Here is a 20,219-nt window from a genome sequence, read left to right as displayed (position 1 = left end):
ACATCACCGTGATCGCCGCCACGCCGCGCGCGTGTCCGCATGCACGCATTCGTGCACCCAACTGCGGCTTGAGAACTTCCTTACAGATCACAGCGCTGCGTGATGGCCAGATGGGGCGGCCGGGGCAGGTGCCCTGGCCGGGATTGGCGTCCTGAAAAAAACCTTCAACTCAAGCGCTCCGGGTGTGCTGCGGCTCATCATGGAAAATGCATCGGCTGCCTTGTTTCGGCGGATGGTGCGTGGGGATTCATCAGAATCCGCTGGAGTCTTTTTCCTCGCGCTTGAGTTGTTGGGTCTCCGGTACGCCAACCCGCACCGTCCGCCACCTTGCATCCGCAGGTGGCTCGCCGACTGCGAGGAGATTCACCATGTCCGCACGCCCATTGTTCCCCCAACTGCACGCACTGATCGGCGAAGCCGCCGACCTGCTCCCCGCCGACGTCGCCGAGCGCATCGAAACCCTGCTCGATGATCCCAGGGATCTGCTGCCCGCGCTGCTGGCCCGCATGGACGGGCGCGATGCAGCTGACGGCCGACGGCTGGAAGCGCAGGGCCTCAGCCCTGCCCAGGCGGCCACCATGGCCGGTCTCAGCCGCACCCTGGCTGGCTTGAATGCACTCATGCAGGTGCTGCACGCCGCCGAAGCCGCCCGCGAGCAGGGCGGTGCACACCAGCAGCTCAGCCCGGATGTCGTCGACGGATTGCTGCTCGGCGCACGAGAACTGGCCCGCTATGCCCGCCTGCAGCTGGAGTAGGTCCACGCCATGCGTGGATGCAGAACGCTTTGTAGAGCCGAGCCCATGCTCGGCTTGATGATCGCAGCCGAGCGTGGGCTCGGCTCTACAGCAGTTCCACGGTGGCGCCGGGTAGATCGCCGCAATGCGCGGATGCGCTTCGGTAGTGCCGGCCGCTGGCCGGCAACCAGGACTCAACCCCCAGCCAACCCCAGATACCGCTCATGCAGCTGTTCCACCTGCGCCTGCAGGTCCTCCGGGTGGCCATCGTTGACCACCACATCATCGGCCAGTGCCAACCGCTGCGCACGGGTGGCCTGGGCGGCGATCATCTTGTCGGCCAGCGCGGCGTCGATGCCGTCGCGCTGCATCAGCCGGGCGTGCTGCACGGCCTCGGGCGCGTCCACCAGCAATACCCGGTCCAGCCACGGGTAGGCCTGCCGCCCACCGACCTCGGTCAGCAACGGAATGGCGGCAATCGCATAGGGGCTGGTGGCCTGCGCGCACTGCTGTTGCATCAGCAGGCGGATGGCCGGGTGGGTGATCGCTTCCAGCGCCGCCCGTTCGGTCGGGTCGGCGAACACGTGGGCCCGCAGGCGTGCCCGATCCAGGCCGCCGTCTGCCTGCAGCATGTCGGCGCCGAAGCGCTCGGCGATGCGGCCCAGGGCAGGGCTGCCGGCGGCAACCACCGCGCGGGCGGCCAGATCGGCGTCGGCCACCACGATGCCCAGCGCCTCGAAGCGCCGGGTCACCTCGCTCTTGCCGGCGGCAATGCCGCCGGTCAGGCCCACCACATACCGGCTCATGGGGATTCCCCTCAGCGCAGTCCGCTCATCACCAGGTACTGCTCCACCACGGGCGCGCCCCACATGAAGTACAGCCAGCCCGCGATCGCCAGGTAGGGGCCGAACGGGATCGGCGTGGCGCGGTCACGGCCACGGGTGTACAGCCAGATCGAACCGATGATGGCGCCCAGCACCGACGACAGCAGGATGATCGGCAGGATGCCCTTCAGCCCGCACCAGGCGCCGAGGGCGGCCAGCAGCTTGAAATCGCCGTGGCCCATGCCTTCCTTGCCGGTCAGCTGCTTGAACAGCCACCACACCATCCACAGCGACAGATAGCCCACCGCCGCGCCGACCAAGGCAGGCTTGGCCGGCATGTACAGGTTGTCGATGTTGCCTATCAGGCCCAGCCACATCAGGGGCAGGGTCAACTGGTCGGGCAGCAGCTGGGTGCGCAGGTCGATGCCGGACAGGGCGATCAGGAAGCAGGTCAGCACGATGGCGCCGAAGCCCTGCCAGCCGAAACCGAACTGCCAGACGCAGGCCAGCACCAGCACCGAGGTCAGGGCCTCGACCAGCGGGTACTGCAACGAGATCGGCGCCTTGCAGTGGCGGCACTTGCCGCCCTGGATGATCCAGCTGAACAGCGGGATGTTCTCGTACCAGCTCAGCTTGTGCTTGCAGTGCGGGCAATGCGAGGGCTCGACCACGATCCCCGGTGGTGGGGGCTCGTAGAAGTCCGGTTCCTCCAGGACCTCGCGCGCATCGCGCTTCCACTGCCACTCCAGCCGCTTGGGCAGGCGCAGGATGACGACGTTGAGGAAACTGCCCAGCAGCAGCCCCAGGGCGGCCGCGGCGGGGTAGCCGAGGCCGGGATGCTGGTCGAGAAATGCCATGTATGCGTCAGACCACCGATGCCAATTTGAAGATGGGGAGGTACATGCCAATGACCAGGCCGCCGACGATGATACCAATGAACACCATGATCATCGGCTCGAGCAGGCTGCTCAAGGCATCAACGGCATTGTTGACCTCCTGCTCATAGTACTCGGCCACCTTGAACAGCATGGCGTCCAGGGCACCCGCCTCTTCACCGATACCCGTCATCTGGATGACCATGTGTGGGAACAGGGCGGTCTGCTTCATGGCCATGTTGACCGGGTAACCGACCGAGACGTCATCGCGCATGCGCAATACGGCATGCTCGTAAACCGTATTGCCGGTAGCGCCTGCAACAATGCCCAAGGCTTCTACCAGTGGTACGCCAGCCTTGAAAGTCACAGCGGTCGTGCGGGCAAAGCGGGCAATCGAGCTGTTATGCATGATCTGGCCAATGACTGGCACTTTCAGGATCAAGCGATCCATCCCGTGCTGCATCTTCGGCGAGCGTTTGTAGGCCATGGTGAAACCTACGATGCTGCCGATGACGATGATCGCGATCAGCCACCACCAAGAGACCATGAACCGGGATGCGGCTACGATCATCTGAGTAAATGCTGGCAGATCAGCGCCAAATCCCCTGAAGACGTCCTCAAATTGCGGAACCACCCAGATCAGCAGGATCGAGCTGACCAAGAGCGCTACCGCAATGACCATTGCAGGGTAAAACAGAGCCTTTTTTATCTTGCCCTTCAGGGCTTCGATGTTCTCTTTGTAGTTGGCCACGGTATCAAGCACCGTCTCCAATACACCGGCGCCTTCACCTGCACGCACCAGGTTGCGATAGAGCTCGTCGAACTGCACCGGATACTTGCTGATTGCCTCATGAAGGGACGATCCGCCCTCGATATCGGTGCGGATGCCGTCCACCATCTTCTTCATGCGCGGGTTCTTGTGCCCGCTGGCGATGATGTCCAGCGCTGAGACGATCGGCACACCGGACTTCATCATCGTCGCCATCTGGCGGCTGAAGAATGCAATGTCCTTCGGCGAAATCTTGCTGCCGGCTGCGCCGAACAGTGGCTTGGGCTTTAGCTTGACCGTGCCCGGGGTGATGCCTTGGCGGCGCAGCTCGGCCCGCAGCAGATTCGCGTTTTTCGCGGCCTGCTCCCCTTTCATCTTCACACCCCGCTTGTCCGTCCCCTCCCAGACAAACGGCTGCAGGTCCGTGGTGCTGCGCGCCACGGGCTCCTTCTTGATCGCACTGCGACTGACAGACATATCGGCTCCCCAAGACCCGCCATCCCCAGGCGGGCGTCTAGCCGTCGATGGTAGCGGGTTCGTGCCCGTCTGGGCAGTTGTTGGGGGCACCATCATGCGAATTCGTGCCGGGTGCCGACCAAAGGTGACGCACTGCGTCACATTGCCGCGTCCATCGCAGATTCGCATCCGGGGGGTTCCCATCCGTGAAATAGCTGCCATCATGGGCGCGGGGAAATCCAGGGGGAGGCGTGCCGGGGTTGGCACGCAACCTGCGTTGATCCACCCGCAGGGGGCAGGACCCGCTCAGCTGACCACTGGTCAGACCGATCCTGACTTCTGAAATCAACCACCACTTATCTTGGGGATGTACCAAATGAAGAACCAGAAGGGCTTCACCCTTATCGAACTGATGATCGTTGTTGCGATCATCGCCATCCTGGCTGCCATCGCGCTGCCGGCTTACCAGGACTATGTGGCACGCTCGCAGGTTTCCGAAGCGATGACCCTGAGCTCGGGTGCCAAGACCGCTGTTACCGAGTACTACGCCGACAAGGGCGCCTTCCCGACCACCAATGCAATGGCCGGCCTTGCTGGCGCGTCGTCGATCAACGGCAAGTACGTGGCCAGCGTGACCGTTGGTGCCAACGGCGTGATTACCGCCAAGATGAAGGGCTCGGGCTCGGTGAGCTCCAAGGTCGCCGGTCGCGACTTTGCGCTGGTCCCGGCAGACGCTGGCGGCTCGATCACCTGGGACTGCAAGGGCTCCGCCACGACCATCGACGCCAAGTACCGTCCGTCGTCCTGCCGCTAATCGCGCAGACGGCATAGCGGTATGGGGAAAGGGCCGCTTTGCGGCCCTTTCTTTTTGGGGCAAGGGGAGTTCTATTCGATGCGAAGTGTGCCTGCTCAGCGACTGCTGCCTCTGGTGGGTCTTGTCCTGCTGGCGCTGCTGGGTGTGGGCGTCTACTGGAATGGCTTGAATGGGGGGTTCATCTTTGATGACTTTCCCAATCTGGTGGACGATCCGGATTGGCGCTTGACCTCGATGGACTTTACTTCCATCGCGCAGGTCATGGGCAATGGGGTCACGGGCGACGTGGGCCGTCCATTGGCAATTCTCAGTTTCGGCCTGAATTACTACTTTACTGGCTTGGCGCCTTGGCCGATGAAGGCGACCGGGTTGGCTCTACACCTCCTGAATTCAGTGCTGGTGTTCGCCCTGGCGTCCATGCTGATCAGGCGAGTGCTCAGCATTTCGTGGTCACAGGTGCGCTTGACGGCCTTCATGGTCGCCACCGCGTGGATGGTTCATCCATTGCAGGTGTCTACCGTCCTTTATGTCGTGCAGCGCATGGAAATAGGAGGGGCGACGGGAGTCCTGATCGCGCTTCTCTGCTATCTCAAGGCGCGCGGCAGCGCTCCCTGGTCCCGGGCGTCGTTGCTCTGGTGGTGCTGTGCGGTGTTCGGAGCCGGGATTGGCTTGGGCTTCAAAGAGACCGCGATACTCATTCCAGCTTACACACTCTTGATCGAGGTGTTTCTCCTCAAGTTCCGGAATCCGGATGGAACACGCGCGCGCGCAATTTCCCTCCTATATGCCTTTGGAGCGATAGGGGCGATCTTTCTATATTTCGCAGTGATTCTGCCTGGCGCCCTGGCGCCGGAACGCTACTCGGCACGTGATTTCAGCTTGGCAGGCCGGTTGTACTCGCAACCGGCGATTCTGCTGAACTACCTTCAGCAGATCATGCTTCCCTGGCCCGAGTCGTTGAAGTTCTATTACGACAATGCACAGGTCCCGCCATCCTGGCGTTCAACTACTTTCATAGTTCCGGTGCTGGCGCTGGTCGCGCTGTCGACAGCGGCTTGGGGGCTGCGCAAGCGCTGGCCCCTGACGGCACTTGGCATCGGATGGTTCTTTGCCAGCCATTTGCTGACCAGTAACGTTGTGCCGCTGGAGTTGGCATTTGAACATCGGAACTACCTGGCAATCGTGGGTATCGCTCTTGCCCTGGTGCAACCACTGGCCGCGGTGATGCAGAGGTGGACCGTTGAGGCACGCCGTACGGTAGGGGGAGTCCTGCTGCTTTTTGTTGCGGCCATGGGGTGGATCCAGGTGCAGACGTGGGCAGATCCAATGCGCCTTGCTCTCACGTTGTCCAACCGTAATCCTGATTCTTCGCGGGCCGGTTATGAACTTGGACGAGCACTGCTGGCATCGGCCCCCGCCGATCCTGCCTCCCCGGCCTGGGCGCTGGCTGAGAAGGAGTTTACGCATGCGGCCTCATTGCCCGGTAGTTCGCCACTTCCCGAGCAGGCACTGATCATTCTCAAGTCGCATCAAGGGCGGGCGCAGCCCCGGGAGATATGGGGTTCACTTGAGCGGAAGATATCCAGGCGGTCATTGGGACCACAGGAAGTCGGGGCGCTTGAAGCGATCGTCGCATGCCGGGTTGAGGGGGGGTGCAGGCCAGTTGAAGAGCAGGCACTGTTTGCTCTGTTGTCGACCGCAACTGCAGAGAATCCTCAATCGTCGAGGGTCCGGGTAGTGTTCTCCAATTACGCCTTCAACGTGATGAAAGATCCGTCTCTAGCGATGAGGCTCATTCGTGAGGCCGTGCAGATCTCGCCGGAGGACCTGGGATGCCGGCTTTGGTTGCTGAGGATGGGATTGGCATCGAACTTGCTTCAGGTCAGTGAGGCTAGGCAAGGATTGGGGATCCTGCGAGCCGTCAATCATCGCCATGCATATGACCGGGACATTGAGGGCCTGGAGCATTGGCTGGTGGCGAGCCAACAAACAACAGGGGAGTAGTACATGAATCAGCGTGGATTTTCCTTGATCGAACTCATGATCGTGGTTGCTATCATCGCCATCCTGGCGGCAATTGCGCTGCCGGCCTACCAGGACTATGTTGCTCGAGGACAGGTAGCTGAGGGGCTCTCGTTGTCGACCGGGGCCAAGGAGGCAATAGCCACCTACTACTCCGACCATGGGCAGTTTCCTGCCGACAATCGCGCCGCGGGCATGGCTGCTCCAGGGTCGGTCTCCGGAAGATTCGTCCGATCGGTGACCGTTGACGGTACCGGATCGATCTCGGTGGCCTTTGCTTCTTCGGCCAGCGCGAAGGTCGCCGGACAGACACTAGTTCTTACCGCGAGCGATACCAACGGGGCGGTGAACTGGTCTTGTGGAGGGTTGGACGCCCGGTATGTGCCCACATCCTGTCGCTAGACGACAGTCCGGTCCCGGGGCTTGAACGAGAGTTCAGGGGTGATTTGAGCGTGTCGCCTCTAGAAGAAGCGCTTCCATCTGAATGGCTCGCTCTTCCCAGTCGAAGGCCCTCAGGGCGGTATTGGAAAGCGGCATCTGAAGCTGAAGATCGATGGATTCTACGAGATCATTGATGTCGCCGGGGGCGTATACGCGTATTGCGCCCCCGCCGATCCGTCGTGTGTCACCAACGTCTGAGGCGACGATCGGCACACCACAGGCAATCGATTCCGCTAGCTTCAATGGGTAGCAGAAACGCCCAAACCCTGAATTGCGATTGCAGACTACTGATACATCGAGTGAATTGATTAGTAACGGGACCTGCTTCCAGCCGATGACGCCGAAATCGATGATCCTGGGATGTGGGTAGCGGTGAAGGGTGGCATCCCTGGGGCCGGCAATGACGAGGTGGATGTCGGGGTGGCGCTCTGAAAGTGTCTGGAATGCTCGGAATAGATCTTCAATCCCCCTGCTTTGATCGAGGGCGCCGGCACAGCCAATTAGGCGAGCCTTCACGGGAAGACCAAGCATCTCCCTGCTGACACGTTTGTCGATCGGATGAAACAGATCCCGGCGGACTCCGTTGCCAATGACATGTACTGGGATAGGTGTTGAAAGGGTGGATTTCACGTGATCAGCCAGGGCATGTGTTACTGCGCTGATTGCCTTTGAGCCCGCACATGCGCGACGGAACGCGGCGCGCATGCCTGGGATCCGGCTGAGTCCGAAAGATTCGTAATTGTCGTAGAGATCTGCAACGTGAGGAGTATGGATGTGCTTCGCCAAGCTTGCACCGAGCACGGTGCATGGTGCATCAGAGCTTGTCAGGAGGACATCGATAGGGTGCTGCTGGTGAAGTCGCCTGATAGCACGTTCTAACTGGATGGTCTCGAGTGAAAGAGCGTTGATGGAACGCCATTGAACCCCTGCCGCAGACAGGAAATTCCCGGAATCTCGATGCCGATAGCTCAGTGCGATTCCGCTGATGGCATGCCCACGGCGCGCAAGTGCTTCCGGGATTTCCCAGAGTCGGCCATAGCGGTCGTCGATGAGGTCGCGTCCGGTGTACTGCCGCTTGCTGAGCATGAGGACATGCATGGACTGACCTGTATGGAAAATCAGATGGGTAGTGCATCATCATGGGCCAGTTGAAGGTGGGAAGTCACCTGCGGGGGGGGGCATGGGATTTGCAACAGCGCTGAGGCAGGTGGGTAATCAGCTGCGCATCGGGGAGCGGCCGGGCTGGGTGCAGAGCATGCTGCGCCGCCTGTTCCGTCGGGCCCGCGGGCGGCAGACCGTACGCGATTTCGATGGCCGGTTCATCATGACCCTCGATCTTGCCGAGCATATGCAGCGTCGCATGTTCTGGATGGGCTACTACAACCTTCGCCTCGTCTCTCTCCTCGACCGTCTCCTCGAGCGGGGAATGACCGTGATCGATGTGGGTGCCAACATCGGGGAGATTAGCCTGGTCTGCGCGAATCGAGTGGGCAGTGCCGGTCATGTCGTCGCATTGGAGCCGATAGCCGGGATTGCTGACGAATTGCGATTGAATGTGCGGCGCAATGGGCTGCAGGGGATAGTGCAGGTCCATCAGCAGGGCTTGGCGGGAGAGGTTGGCCGGCAGGCGATCTATGCGTCCTACGGACAGCATGATGTGGATGAAGTTAATCTGGGGCTGGGGAGCCTGCATGGAACCGAGGGCGTCGACCAGCGCATTGGAATGGTCGACATCACGACGCTGGACGAACTCGTACGGCGTATTGGCCTGTCACGGCTGGACCTATTGAAGGTCGACATTGAAGGCGGTGAGTTGCCCTGTCTGCAGGGGGGGATCGAAACGCTACGACGCTTCCTGCCGATAATTGCGGTGGAAGTGCAGGAGCGCTCCAGCCTGGCCGCTGGATACCATAGTCGGGAGATTCTGGAGCTGCTATCGCCATTGGGCTATCGCTTCTATCGCTTGGAGGCGAGGCGGCGGTTGGTTCGGATCGGTGTTCAGGATCTGCGTGACTATCAGGATGTGATCTGCATTGCAGGGCCGGTCCGGGCCTTGGAGGTTGCATGATCTGGCTGCTGGCCAGCCGCTGGGAAGCCGGCGGATTGGAGCGCGTGCAATTGAACCTCGCGCGTGGCTTCAAGAAGAGAAAATGCTCGGTGAGTATCATCGCCGGGCGTGATCTGAATGGGCCGGGTGACAATGGTGAAGTGACGTTCATCGCTCCGCGCGGTGCCTGGCAGATGCTCCTTGGATTGCCCTTGCGCATCCGACGTGAGCGGCCACGCGTCGTGGTCACTACCTCCAACGACATTGCGGTATGGGTCACCTTCTGGCGCCGCATTCTCTATCCTTCTACGGCAGTCGTTGTGGCTCAGCATCTTTCGCTGTCAGGGCCCAGGCGGGCGGCTCGTGGGTTTGTCAGGCTCAAACTGGAATTGATTCGTTGGGCGATGCGGGGCATGCTGACGCGGTCCCAGGGTCTGGTCGCTGTTTCTGTGGCGTTGGCGGCAGAAATGGCGTCTGAGCTGAAGCTCCCTCGCTCCGGAATACGAGTGATTCACAACCCATTGGTCAGTACGGAGGGTGTGCAGGCAAGGCACATTTCTCAGGCGTGGCCCTTCCCGCATGACGATGTTCCCGTTTTTATTTATGCGGGGCGCCTTTCACCGGAGAAGCGCCTCGATCTTCTTTGGGAGGCATTTGTGCTGGTGCGAGCCACCCATCCGGCACGTTTGCTCATACTGGGACAGGGGCCGGAAGGTGCGCGTGTGGCCCAGTGGATTGAGAGGAGCAAATTCCAGAGCGACTGCGCGCTGCTGGGGCGGGTGGAGGATGCGCTGCCCTGGATGGCCCGAAGCACGGCGCTGGTGCTGCCGTCAGACTACGAAGGGTTTGGCAATGTTCTGGTCGAGGCCATGAGCTGCGGCGTTCAGGTGATTGCTACCGACTGCCCACACGGTCCTTCGGAAGTCCTGGGCGGCGGTCAGTTTGGTCAACTGGTGCCTGTGGGAGATGCGCATGCATTGGCCCAGGCCATGAGGAATGTGCTGAATGGAAGGCGGCAGGTGGCTGCTGAAGATCTTCGCGAACGTAGCAAGGCATTCTCCATCGATGCAGCCTGTGAGGCGTATCTGGAGCTCTTCAGCTTGGCAATTGAGCGGCTTCAGGGCCGGGACTGAAAATCACAGTCAACCATGCGGCCATTGCCATCAGTGCTTCGGCGACGATGATCATCCAAACCGCTCCCAACAGTCCGTGTGCAGGAATCCAGGCTGCGGCGATCAAGGTCATTATCACCAGCCCGAGAGTCTCGATGACGAATCGATGCATTTTCTTGCCACGTCCAATCAGCACATTACAGGCGATTTGGCGCAGGCTGTAGCCGATGATGAACAGGCCCATCCATTGCAGGCCGGGAATGGCAGCAGAGAACTCAATACCGAGCACGGAGGGCAAGATGCTGGCGGTACACCACAGCACGAGGCCCCCCAGCGTTCCATACGCCGTCGCGACCAAGATCATTGAAACGATCAGGTGTAGATGCTGGGGGGACACTGGTTGCGCACGGAACAACCGCGGCATCGCTGACATGACCATTGCATCGAGTGGCATCGCAATTACCGCCGCGATGCGATAGCACGCAGCATACAAGCCGGCTAGCTCGCTTCCACCTGCATGCAGGACGAGCGATTTATCCAGCGTAGTCACGGCAACGGCAGAACTCCAGGCAGCGGCGTGTCCCGTACCATGAGCCAGATCGCTGCGTCCGATCTGCAGGTGTGCTGGGCCGGGGCGCAGTATTCGCCGGACCAGCATGAGGGCCAGCACCGCGCTGCATGCCGAAGAGGCCAGGTGCAGCAATAGATAGGTCGTCAGGTTGTGGTCGACCGGTAGCAGCCCGAAGATGCAGATGGCTGCAAGCCTCATGCCTGCGTTCAATGCGGGAAGGGCAGCGGCCCAGCCCAAACGATCATTGGCTGAAAATGCGAATGCAGCATTGGTGACGATAGGGAATGCGATGATCTCCGAAAGCGCGACAAGGCCGAGTGCGGGCCACGACATCAAGCCAGCGGTCAGTAGAGAAAAGGCCAAGGAAAGTGGCGCTGCGCTCAGGGCGCAGAGCACAAGGCTCTGCTTCCAATAGCGGGGAAACTTACTGTGGTCCGCAGTGCTGTATTGATACATCAGCATGCCGCTGCCCAGCCCGACTAGGCCGGCAAGAGCCGAGGCCGTGCCAACCGTGCCGGAGAACAGGCCGTAGTCGGTTGCCCCCAAAACGCGAGCGCCGAGGATGATCCATGCAGCCAAGCACGCCATCCGCATGCCCTGCCAGAACATCACCAGGATCGAGGTCCTAGCAAGGTTGCCAAGGCGCGGTGGCCTAGCGGACATTCTGGGGCTCCATGATGGCGCGTAGTTGCTTCGCATAGTCTGCGGCGACTTGCGAATGGTCGAAGCGAGCTACCAGCTCAGCTCGTTGTGCGTGCGCCCACGCTTGCGCCTGTTCCGGTGCACTCAGCAGTTCGATGAGTACGCTTGCAAGCGAAGCTGAGGATCGTTGCGTGGCCAGATAGCGAGGCGGGCCTGCTGGAAATGCATCACGTACTGCCGGCACGTCCGTGGTAACGACCGGGCAGCCGCAACCGAGAGCTTCCACAGTAACCAATCCAAGCCCTTCCTGATCTCCGTTGCGGGCCTCGACGAAGGGAGCGACGAGCGTAGTCGCACGTTGGTAGTACGCGGGAAGCGCGTTCTGTGTCACCGGACCGGCGAAACGGACGTGCTTTTGCAGACCTAATGCTGCCACCTGAGCTTCCCGTTCTGGTAGTTCCGGCCCGTGTCCGACGATGGTGAGGAAAACCTGGGAATGACGAGCCAGGACGAGTGGCAAAGCATCAATCAGGTACGTCAATCCCTTCTTCTCGACCAGTCGTCCGACGAACAGCAGTTCGTTACGTGCCCGCTTCACTGGGGAGGGGACAAAGCGGTGTTGAAGGTCCACGCCCATTGGCGAAACTGCCAAGGGAAGGTTCGCCGCTAATGCGCGAAAGGGCGCCACCATCGCCTGACTGACGACGCTGGCCGCTTGTGCGCGAGCTAGGGAGAATCGTTTCACGGCCGAGAGGAGCCGCCCCTTCAGAGAGAAGAGATCTCCGCCATGAGATGTAATCAGCATCGGGGGGCGGAGGCGTCTTGGCAGCAGCGCGCTTGTGAGTCCCTGCGGAATGATCCAGTGTGCATGCAGCACTTCGTGACGATTTCGCCGCAGCTCGCGTTGCAATGCCCACCACTGACACAGCAGGAACGTGGGCAACAGTGCAAGCATCCAAGGTCGGCGGCGCAAGTTGGAGGTGATGCCACCACCATTGACAAGTTGCTCCATGCCTTCCGGCGCGTAGCGATAGCGAATGACCTGTACACCGTCCAGTTTCTCTTGGGTGGCGGCGCCAGGAGCGTGAGGACATAGCACAGTGACCCGGAAATCACCGGTCAGATGCCGGCTGAGGGCGTGCACGAACCCAGGCTCGGTGTCTCCTTCCCACCGCGGATAGGTGGACGCCACGACCAGCAGCCCCGGAAGAGAGGCGGTCTGCATGCCTCCCTCAGTCACTCGGTTGAGTCCTTCCGCGATGCAAGGTAGGTAAGGCCGGTGATCTGCTCCGATACCAAGCCGATAAGGAAGATGATCACCGATGCGCTGAACAGCAGTGTGCTCATGTTGGTGAAGCGATGCATGGTCGCGAATGTATACCCGTAGTAGCCCAAGCCCAGAAGGAAGAAGGCCAGCGCCACGGGTGCGAACAGCTTCAGGGGAGAGTACAAGGTGGCAATCTTGAAGATGATCAGCAGGAAGCGGATTCCATCCTTGATCGGACGAATGTGGCTACCGTTCCCCACACGCTTCGCGACAGGAATGGGGACATAGGCAACAGGGTAGGCGCTTCGGAAGAATGCCATGGTGCTGGTCGTTGGGTAGCTAAATCCGTTAGGCAGCAAATGCAGGAACTCGCGGAAGCGTTGCGCGCGTACCGCACGGAAGCCCGAAGTCAGGTCCATTACTTTGAAGCCGGTCATATGGCTGGCCAGCCAGTTGTAGAATCGATTGGCAAGGCCGCGGTGAACGTTGGCTTGGCCGCTGCTGTCGCGAGCGCCGACGACCATGTCGTAGCCTTCGGACAGCTTATCCAGCAATGCCCGGATGTGGGCCGGGTCATGCTGCCCATCGGCATCCATGAACACCAGAATGTCTCCACAGGCTGCGCGTGCGCCACGTTTGATCGAGGCACCGTTACCCATCGAATAGGGGCTGGAAAGCACCCGAACACCTTGTTCCCGCGCAATTGTTGCGGTGGCGTCGGTGGAGCCGTCATCGACTACGATGATCTCTGCAAGTGGGTACTGCAAACGAAGTTCCGGCAGCGTGCGAAGAAGGCCTTCGGCTTCATTCTTGGCCGGCAGGATGATGCTGAGCTGATTCAAAGTGTGTCCCCATTTTCCCCGGTGCAATGGTACTCCGCTGCGGTGCCTGAATGGGGCGGGGAAGGAGCGGAAGGAAAGGCACGGGTCAGACCTCCTCCAACCTGAAGTAGTCTGAGGAGCGGCTGTAGACGAAAGCGATGTGGAAACATGTGACCAGAAGGGATGTTGGCGGGCCGTTGACGGGGCTATCATCCCCGGGGGAGTCAGGATCGTGCCTGCCGGGCTGGGAGTGCCGGGCGAGGCAGTCATGCTGAAGGATTGGCGTCGTCGTCGGCCATCGGGTCGCGGCAGGTTCTGCTGCCCTGTGCGGTGCCTCTGGAAGGCGCGCCGCACTGCCTGACCCATGATGAGCCAAGGATCCATATGAACGCCGTAACCACCGCCAACCTCGTCGGCATCACCGGCCTGGCCCGTCGCCTGGTCCAGGATGGTGCGCTGGACGAGGCTTCCGCCCGCGACGCCATGGCCAAGGCCGCTGCGGCCCGCCAGCCGCTGCCGACCTGGTTCGCGCAGAACAAGGTGGTCGGGGCGGCCCAGTTGGCGGCGGCCAACGCGGTCGAGTTCGGCATGCCGCTGTTCGACGTGTCCACGTTCGACGCCAGCCAGAACGCGATGAGCCTGGTCAGCGAGGAGCTGCTGCGCAAGCACAACGTGCTGCCGCTGTTCAGGCGCGGCGGCAAGCTGTTCGTGGGCACCAGCAACCCGACCCATTCGCTGGACGAGATCAAGTTCCACACCAACCTGGTGGTGGAGCCGATCCTGGTGGATGAGGACCAGATCCGCCGCACGCTCGAGCAGTGGCATGCCAGCCATGACACGCTGGGCGACGCGCTGAGCGGTGACGACGATGGCATTGGCAACCTGGATGTGTCCGGCGGTGACGAGGACATTTCCGGAGCCGGCGACGCCGGCATCGACGCCAAGGGCGATGACACCCCGGTGGTGAAATTCGTCAACAAGGTGCTGGTGGACGCGATCCGCAAGGGCGCCTCGGATATCCACTTCGAGCCCTATGAAGATGACTACCGCGTGCGCCTGCGCATCGATGGCCTGCTGAAGATGGTCGCGCGCGCGCCGGTGAAGCTGAACCAGCGCATCGCCGCACGCCTGAAGGTGATGGCGCAGCTGGACATCGCCGAGAAGCGCGTGCCGCAGGACGGACGCATCAAGCTCAACCTGTCCAAGACCAAGCAGATCGACTTCCGCGTGAGCACGCTGCCGACCCTGTTCGGCGAGAAGGTGGTGCTGCGTATCCTGGACGGCAGCGCGGCCAAGCTGGGCATCGACAAGCTGGGTTACGAACCGGACCAGCAGAAGCTGTTCCTGGAGGCCATCCACAAGCCGTACGGCATGGTGCTGGTAACCGGCCCGACCGGTTCGGGCAAGACGGTGTCGCTGTACACCGCGCTGGGCATCCTCAACGACGAGACGCGCAACATCTCCACCGCCGAAGACCCGGTGGAAATCCGCCTGCCCGGCGTGAACCAGGTGCAGCAGAACAACAAGCGCGGCATGACCTTCGCTGCGGCGCTGCGCTCGTTCCTGCGACAGGATCCGGACATCATCATGGTCGGCGAAATCCGCGACCTGGAAACGGCCGAGATCGCGATCAAGGCGGCGCAGACCGGCCACATGGTGCTGTCCACGCTGCACACCAACGATGCGCCGCAGACCATCGCGCGCCTGATGAACATGGGCATCGCGCCGTACAACATCACCAGCTCGGTCACGCTGGTGATCGCGCAGCGCCTGGCGCGCCGGCTGTGTGGCAACTGCAAGCGACCGGCCAACCTGCCCGAGCATGCGCTGCTGGCCGAAGGCTTCACCCAGGCGCAGCTGGACGCGGGTATCGAGCTGTACGAGGCGGTCGGCTGTGATGAGTGCACCGAGGGCTACAAGGGCCGTACCGGTATCTACCAGGTGATGCCGATGACCGACGAGATCGCCACGATCGTGCTGGCTGGCGGCAATGCGTTGCAGATTGCCGAGGCCGCGCAGCAGATCGGGGTGAACGATCTGCGCCAGTCGGCGTTGAAGAAGGCGGCGGCGGGCATTACCAGCCTGGCCGAGATCAACCGCGTTACCAAGGATTGAGGTCGATCCACGCCGTGCGTGGATGCCGCGATGCATGAGGTTGCCGGCCAGCGGCCGGCACTACCAGATTGGGTGACCCTGTGCTTACTCCATCCCCAGCTTCTTCAGCTTGTAGCGCAGCGCGCGGAAGGTGATGCCCAGCTGCGCGGCGGTGCGGGTCTTGTTCCAGCGGTTTTCTTCCAGCGCGCGCTGGATGGCGCTGCGTTCGAGCTGTTCGATGTACGAGGGCAGGGCGGCGTTGCCGGGCTGCAGGTCCACCACCGCTTCGGCATGCGCTGCGCTGCCGGGCGTGCGTGGGGCATGCTGCGGCAGGCGCAGGTCGTCGGCGCCGATACGGTCTTCTTCGGCCAGTGCCAGCGCGCGTTCCAGGATGTTCTCCAGTTCGCGCACGTTGCCGGGGAAGGCGTACTGGGCCAGTGCGTCCAGTGCCGACGGCGCCAGCAACGGCGTCGGGCGGCCATGGCTGCGGGCCAGTCGTGCCAGCACCGACGCGGCCAGTTCCGGCAGGTCCTGGCGACGCTCGCGCAGCGGCGGCACCCTCAGTTCGATCACGTTGATGCGGTAGTACAGGTCGTGGCGGAAGCGCCCGTCCTCGACCAGCTCGGCCAGGTCCTTGTGGGTGGCCGAGAGGATGCGCACGTCCACCGGCTCTTCGTTGGCGGCGCCGACCGCGCGCACCGACTTTTCCTGGATCGCGCGCAGCAGCTTCACCTGCATCTGCAGGGGCAGCTCGGCCACTTCGTCCAGGAACAGGGTGCCGCCATGCGCGGCCTGGAACAGCCCGGGCTTGTCGGCGTGGGCGCCGCTGAAGCTGCCCTTGCGGTGGCCGAAGAATTCACTCTCCATCAGCTCGCCGGGAATGGCACCGCAGTTGACCGGCACGAACGGGCCGGCCGCGCGGGCGCCCTGGGCGTGGATGGTGCGTGCGACCAGCTCCTTGCCCACGCCGGATTCGCCGAGGATGTAGACCGGCGCCTGGCTGCGCGCGACCTTGCCGATGGTGGTACGCAGCACGTCCATGGCCGGCGAATCGCCGAGCAGGCGTGCGCCCTGTTCGGCGGCGGGGCCGGGTGCAGGGCGCTCGGTGTTGTTCAGTTCCAGCGCGTGCTTGACCAGGCCGCGCAGCACGGCGATGTCCACCGGCTTGCTGACGAAATCGAAGGCGCCGGCCTTCAGCGCTTCCACGGCCAGGTCCATGCTGCCGAAGGCGGTGATCATCGCCACCGGCGTGCGCGGGTAGTGCTGGGCGATCTCGCTGACCAGCTCGATGCCATTGCCGTCCGGCAGGCGCATGTCGGTGATGCACAGGTCGTACGGATTGCTGGCCAGCAGTTCGCGCGCTTCGGCAAGGTTGGCTGCGGTACTGATGCGCAGCCCCATGCGGCCGAGCGTCAGTACCAGCAGTTCGCGGATGTCGCGTTCGTCGTCGACGACGAGGGCGCTGCGGGTTTCGTTCATGGGCGTGAAAGATAAACGAGGGGGCTGGAAGCGACAAATGTTTGACGCACAGAATCGAGATCAGGTGGGCAACAGCGTATGCGGGCCGGGCAGCACCAGGCGGAAGCAGGAGCCACCGGCCGGAACCGGGATGTAGTCCAGCCGTGCCTGGTTGGCCCGGCACAGCTCGCGGGCGATGTACAGGCCCAGCCCGGTGCCGTGCTCGGAGGTGGTGAAGAACGGCCGGAACAACTGCGCGGCCACGCTCTCGGGAATGCCGGGGCCACGATCCATCACGTCGATGACCGCACTGCGCTCGTGCTGCGCCACGCGCAGGCGCACCCGCGCCGGCTGCTGGCCGATGCGCCCGTACTTGAGCGCGTTGTGCACCAGCACGGTCAGCACCTGGTAAAGGTGCTTGCTGTCGACCTGGGCCAGCACCGAGGTGTCGTTGATGATCGGCTCGATGCTGTCGGTTTCCAGCGTCTGCCCCTGCTTGTACTCCAGCACGAAGCGGCGCACGAAGGCGGCCAGGTCGACGTTTTCGGGCGTGGCGCGCTCGCGTCGGGCCAGGCCCAGCACGCTTTCGACGATGCCGTTGGTGCGCTGGCACTGCTGGCGGATGATCTGCAGCAGGCGGCGGTCGCTTTCGTTGAAGCCGGTGCCTTCTTCCAGCAGCTGCACCGCGTAGTTGATCGCGGCCAGCGGGTTGCGGATCTCGTGGGCGAGGCTGGCCGAGAAGCGCCCCATTGCTGACAGGGTGAGCGACTCGGCGCGGCGCGAGACCACGCTGGAATCGTCCAGGAACACCAGGGCCAGGTCGCTGCCGGCCAGCAGGCGCGCGAAGCGGGGCTGCACTTCGGGCTGGTCGGGGTTGAGCTGCAGCGGCAGTTCGTCCTGGGCCCAGCCGTTGCGCCAGCGCTGCAGGCGACGGGCGAGTTCCGGGGCGGCGCTGGCCAGGTCCAGGCGGCCGCTTTCGCCGCTGCCGTCGCTGTCACCGAGCAGCATCGAGGCGGCCTCGTTGGCCAGGGTGACACGGTTGTCGGCGTCGACCACCAGCACGCCGGTGCGCATGCGGCGGATGATCAGCTCGTTGATCTGGAACAGGTTGGCCACTTCGTCGCCGCGCTGGTTGGCCAGCTGCTGGTTGCGGCGCGCGCGGCTGCCGACCTGGTAACTGATGAAGGCCAGTGCCAGGTAGCTGGTGGCGAACATCGCCAGTTCGGCCAGGGTGCGGGTGGGGTCGCCACCTTCCAGCAGCTTCCAGGTGTATTCCACGCCGGTGGCGAGGCTGGCGGCCAGCGCCAGGCCCAGCCCCAGGCTGAGCGGCAGCAGGGTGGCGGCGGCGGCGATGTTGAACAGCAGCGACATCGAGATGCCGGCGCTGGCACCCGGCAGGGCATGCGACAACAGGGTGGCGGCGACGATGTCCACCAGCACGCCGCTGACCACGATCGGGCGCAGCCAGCGTTCGTTGCGGCCGATCACCAGGGCCAGCAGCGACAGCACCAGGTAGATGGCGGCGACGGTGTCGGCCAGCCGCGGGTGGTCGGCTTCGCCGACCATGGCCGAAAGCGGGCTGTAGAGCAGGGCGGCGATGACCGAGGCGATCAGCACCCGGTACAGCGCGAAGAAATACAGCTCACGCCGCGGAATCGATTCGATGCGGTCGATCAATGAAGCACTGGGTGACACGCCGGAACTCCCCTTCTGGCTGCCTGGGTCTGGAATCTGCGGCGGGCCTGCCCGGCGTCCCCTGAGGCCGGCGGTACGTCGCTTCGATGTGGCCTGCGGTGGAAGCCGTCGAGCACCCCCGACGCTGCACACCTTGGTTGACCAGTATAGGGCCCCGGGCAGGGGCCCGCCGGTACGGCCCGGATCGCGCATTTGGCCCGGGCTGGATACCGCTGGCCAGCCGGCCCCCGGGCGCAACTGCCTGAATGACGGCGGAAATCTGGCCGGTTCTGGCGTTTCGTACAGACTTCTTTGCGCCCCGGCGCCGGCTCGGCCACAATAGTGGGCCCGCCGCGGTCCGTGCCGGTGCCTCTTCCAGGGGGCCCTGAGGAATTGCGTGCGGTCGTTCCTATTCCCACGGTGACGCATGAATTTCCACGAATACCAGGCAAAACAACTGCTTGCCGAATATGGCATCCCGGTCCCGGCCGGCAAGGTCGCGGCGACCCCGGACGAGGCGGTTGAAGTCGCCCAGTCGCTGGGCCAGGGCCCCTGGATGGTCAAGGCGCAGATCCACGCTGGCGGCCGCGGCAAGGCTGGCGGCGTCAAGTTCTGCAAGACCGTCGACGACGTGAAGGCCGCAGCGGCCAAGATGCTCGGCACCAGGATGGCCACCTACCAGACCGCCGGCGTCGAGCTGCCGATCAACCTGGTGCTGGTGACCACCGCCGGTGAGATCGTCAAGGAGCTGTACCTGTCGGTCCTGGTGGATCGCGGCACCCGCACCATCAGCTACATCGCCTCTTCCGAAGGCGGCATGGAAATCGAGCAGGTCGCTGCCGAGACCCCGGACAAGATCCACACCCTGAACGTGGACTTCGTCGAAGGCGTGCAGGGTTACCACGGCCGTGACATCGGCTTCAAGATGGGCCTGACCGCCAAGCAGGCCGGCCAGTTCGCCAACATCATGGTGAACCTGTACCGCATCTTCAACGAAAAGGACCTGGCGCTGGTTGAGATCAACCCGCTGGCGATCCTGGACGATGGCAACCTGTACGCGCTGGACGGCAAGTTCAACAGCGACGACAACGCCAACTTCCGCCACAAGGAACTGGTCGCAATGCGCGACAAGTCCCAGGAAGATGAAACCGAAGTGACCGCTTCGGAGCTGGACATCAACTACGTCACCATGGACGGCAACATCGGCTGCATGGTGAATGGTGCCGGCCTGGCCATGGCCACCATGGACGTCATCAAGCTCAACGGCGGCGAGCCGGCGAACTTCCTGGACGTGGGCGGCGGTGCCAACAAGCAGCGCGTCATCGAGGCGTTCAAGCTGATCCTGTCCTCGGACAAGGTGGAAGGCATCTTCGTCAACATCTTCGGCGGCATCGTCCGCTGCGACATGATTGCCGAAGGCATCATCGCCGCCGTGAAGGAAGTGGGCGTCAAGGTTCCGGTCGTGGTGCGCCTGGAAGGCACCAACGTGGAAGAAGGCAAGCAGCTGCTGCGTGACAGCGGCATGGCCATCATCCCGGCTGACAACATCAACGACGGCGCCAAGAAGGTCGTTGAAGCGGTCAAGAACGCCGCCTGAT

At 62.7% G+C, this 20,219-nt stretch carries 17 protein-coding genes; 8 read left to right on the top strand and 9 right to left on the bottom strand.

From position 1 onward, the window contains the following. Nucleotides 1-368 precede the first annotated feature (368 nt). The gene (locus ACMGRF_RS14125; RefSeq protein WP_111177536.1) at nucleotides 369-755 is read left to right on the top strand and encodes a hypothetical protein; all 387 of its coding nucleotides are present in this window, start codon (nucleotides 369-371) and stop codon (nucleotides 753-755) included. Nucleotides 756-928: 173 nt separating this feature from the next. Here the strand turns inward: ACMGRF_RS14125 and coaE are convergent, their stop codons facing one another. From coaE to ACMGRF_RS14110, 3 genes are read right to left on the bottom strand one after another with little or no spacing between them, the layout of a single operon-like run. Continuing rightward, complete coding sequence (gene coaE, locus ACMGRF_RS14120; protein WP_099487579.1) at nucleotides 929-1,540, bottom strand: dephospho-CoA kinase; 612 nt, start codon at nucleotides 1,538-1,540, stop codon at nucleotides 929-931. Between the two features lie 11 nt (nucleotides 1,541-1,551). Further along, on the bottom strand, nucleotides 1,552-2,415 hold the full coding sequence (locus tag ACMGRF_RS14115; protein WP_049416956.1) for a prepilin peptidase: 864 nt from the start codon (nucleotides 2,413-2,415) through the stop codon (nucleotides 1,552-1,554). 7 nt (nucleotides 2,416-2,422) lie between these two features. After that, nucleotides 2,423-3,679: a type II secretion system F family protein gene (locus ACMGRF_RS14110; RefSeq protein WP_262224781.1), complete on the bottom strand. Its 1,257-nt coding sequence runs from the start codon at nucleotides 3,677-3,679 to the stop codon at nucleotides 2,423-2,425. Between the two features lie 355 nt (nucleotides 3,680-4,034). Between ACMGRF_RS14110 and ACMGRF_RS14105 the strand changes: the two genes are divergently transcribed. The 3 genes from ACMGRF_RS14105 (at nucleotide 4,035) to ACMGRF_RS14095 (ending at nucleotide 6,896) form a co-directional block, all read left to right on the top strand. Continuing rightward, nucleotides 4,035-4,472: a pilin gene (locus ACMGRF_RS14105; protein WP_032957219.1), complete on the top strand. Its 438-nt coding sequence runs from the start codon at nucleotides 4,035-4,037 to the stop codon at nucleotides 4,470-4,472. Between the two features lie 114 nt (nucleotides 4,473-4,586). Further along, nucleotides 4,587-6,476 (top strand): hypothetical protein, encoded by a 1,890-nt coding sequence (locus ACMGRF_RS14100; protein WP_262224782.1) that lies wholly within the window; start codon nucleotides 4,587-4,589, stop codon nucleotides 6,474-6,476. 3 nt (nucleotides 6,477-6,479) lie between these two features. After that, nucleotides 6,480-6,896 (top strand): pilin, encoded by a 417-nt coding sequence (locus ACMGRF_RS14095; protein ID WP_032957223.1) that lies wholly within the window; start codon nucleotides 6,480-6,482, stop codon nucleotides 6,894-6,896. Nucleotides 6,897-6,929: 33 nt separating this feature from the next. On the opposite strand, the gene ACMGRF_RS14090 is transcribed toward ACMGRF_RS14095, so the two are convergent. Then, nucleotides 6,930-8,021 (bottom strand): glycosyltransferase family 4 protein, encoded by a 1,092-nt coding sequence (locus ACMGRF_RS14090; protein WP_414485328.1) that lies wholly within the window; start codon nucleotides 8,019-8,021, stop codon nucleotides 6,930-6,932. Nucleotides 8,022-8,190: 169 nt separating this feature from the next. Here ACMGRF_RS14090 and ACMGRF_RS14085 point away from each other — a divergent pair, with 169 nt between their 5' ends. Both ACMGRF_RS14085 and ACMGRF_RS14080 read left to right on the top strand, forming a co-directional pair. Then, nucleotides 8,191-9,003: an FkbM family methyltransferase gene (locus tag ACMGRF_RS14085; RefSeq protein WP_262224784.1), complete on the top strand. Its 813-nt coding sequence runs from the start codon at nucleotides 8,191-8,193 to the stop codon at nucleotides 9,001-9,003. Beyond that, nucleotides 9,000-10,115, top strand: a complete 1,116-nt coding sequence (locus tag ACMGRF_RS14080; RefSeq protein WP_032955899.1) for a glycosyltransferase — start codon at nucleotides 9,000-9,002, stop codon at nucleotides 10,113-10,115. The genes ACMGRF_RS14085 and ACMGRF_RS14080 overlap by 4 nt, the downstream gene beginning before the upstream one ends. Here the strand turns inward: ACMGRF_RS14080 and ACMGRF_RS14075 are convergent. The 3 genes from ACMGRF_RS14075 to ACMGRF_RS14065 are packed head-to-tail and all read right to left on the bottom strand — an operon-like array spanning nucleotide 10,078 to nucleotide 13,416. Continuing rightward, nucleotides 10,078-11,274, bottom strand: a complete 1,197-nt coding sequence (locus ACMGRF_RS14075; protein WP_262224786.1) for a polysaccharide biosynthesis protein — start codon at nucleotides 11,272-11,274, stop codon at nucleotides 10,078-10,080. The genes ACMGRF_RS14080 and ACMGRF_RS14075 overlap by 38 nt on opposite strands. 43 nt (nucleotides 11,275-11,317) lie before the next feature. Then, nucleotides 11,318-12,532, bottom strand: coding sequence for a glycosyltransferase (locus tag ACMGRF_RS14070; protein WP_414485327.1), 1,215 nt, complete (start codon nucleotides 12,530-12,532; stop codon nucleotides 11,318-11,320). An 11-nt stretch (nucleotides 12,533-12,543) separates the two neighbouring features. Next, nucleotides 12,544-13,416, bottom strand: coding sequence for a glycosyltransferase family 2 protein (locus ACMGRF_RS14065; RefSeq protein WP_414485326.1), 873 nt, complete (start codon nucleotides 13,414-13,416; stop codon nucleotides 12,544-12,546). Between the two features lie 363 nt (nucleotides 13,417-13,779). On the opposite strand from ACMGRF_RS14065, the gene pilB reads away from it, so the two are divergent. Further along, nucleotides 13,780-15,510 carry a type IV-A pilus assembly ATPase PilB gene (gene pilB / locus ACMGRF_RS14060; RefSeq protein ID WP_414485325.1) on the top strand — a complete coding sequence of 577 codons (1,731 nt, stop codon included), beginning with the start codon at nucleotides 13,780-13,782 and terminating at the stop codon, nucleotides 15,508-15,510. Between the two features lie 84 nt (nucleotides 15,511-15,594). On the opposite strand, the gene ACMGRF_RS14055 is transcribed toward pilB, so the two are convergent. Together ACMGRF_RS14055 and ACMGRF_RS14050 are read right to left on the bottom strand one after the other, a co-directional pair. Next, nucleotides 15,595-16,968, bottom strand: a complete 1,374-nt coding sequence (locus tag ACMGRF_RS14055) for a sigma-54-dependent transcriptional regulator (protein WP_049416947.1) — start codon at nucleotides 16,966-16,968, stop codon at nucleotides 15,595-15,597. A 60-nt stretch (nucleotides 16,969-17,028) separates the two neighbouring features. Then, entirely contained in the window at nucleotides 17,029-18,642 is a 1,614-nt protein-coding gene (locus ACMGRF_RS14050; RefSeq protein ID WP_049416945.1) for a sensor histidine kinase, read from the bottom strand. A gap of 406 nt (nucleotides 18,643-19,048) precedes the next feature. On the opposite strand from ACMGRF_RS14050, the gene sucC reads away from it, so the two are divergent. After that, nucleotides 19,049-20,218 carry an ADP-forming succinate--CoA ligase subunit beta gene (sucC, locus tag ACMGRF_RS14045; protein ID WP_049416943.1) on the top strand — a complete coding sequence of 390 codons (1,170 nt, stop codon included), beginning with the start codon at nucleotides 19,049-19,051 and terminating at the stop codon, nucleotides 20,216-20,218. Nucleotide 20,219 lies beyond the last annotated feature (1 nt).

The organism is Stenotrophomonas sp. EMP41, assembly GCF_047495535.1.
GTDB lineage: Bacteria > Pseudomonadota > Gammaproteobacteria > Xanthomonadales > Xanthomonadaceae > Stenotrophomonas > Stenotrophomonas sepilia.
The sequence above is the reverse complement of the archived record's forward strand: the minus strand, read 5'-3'. Positions and strand labels throughout refer to the sequence as shown.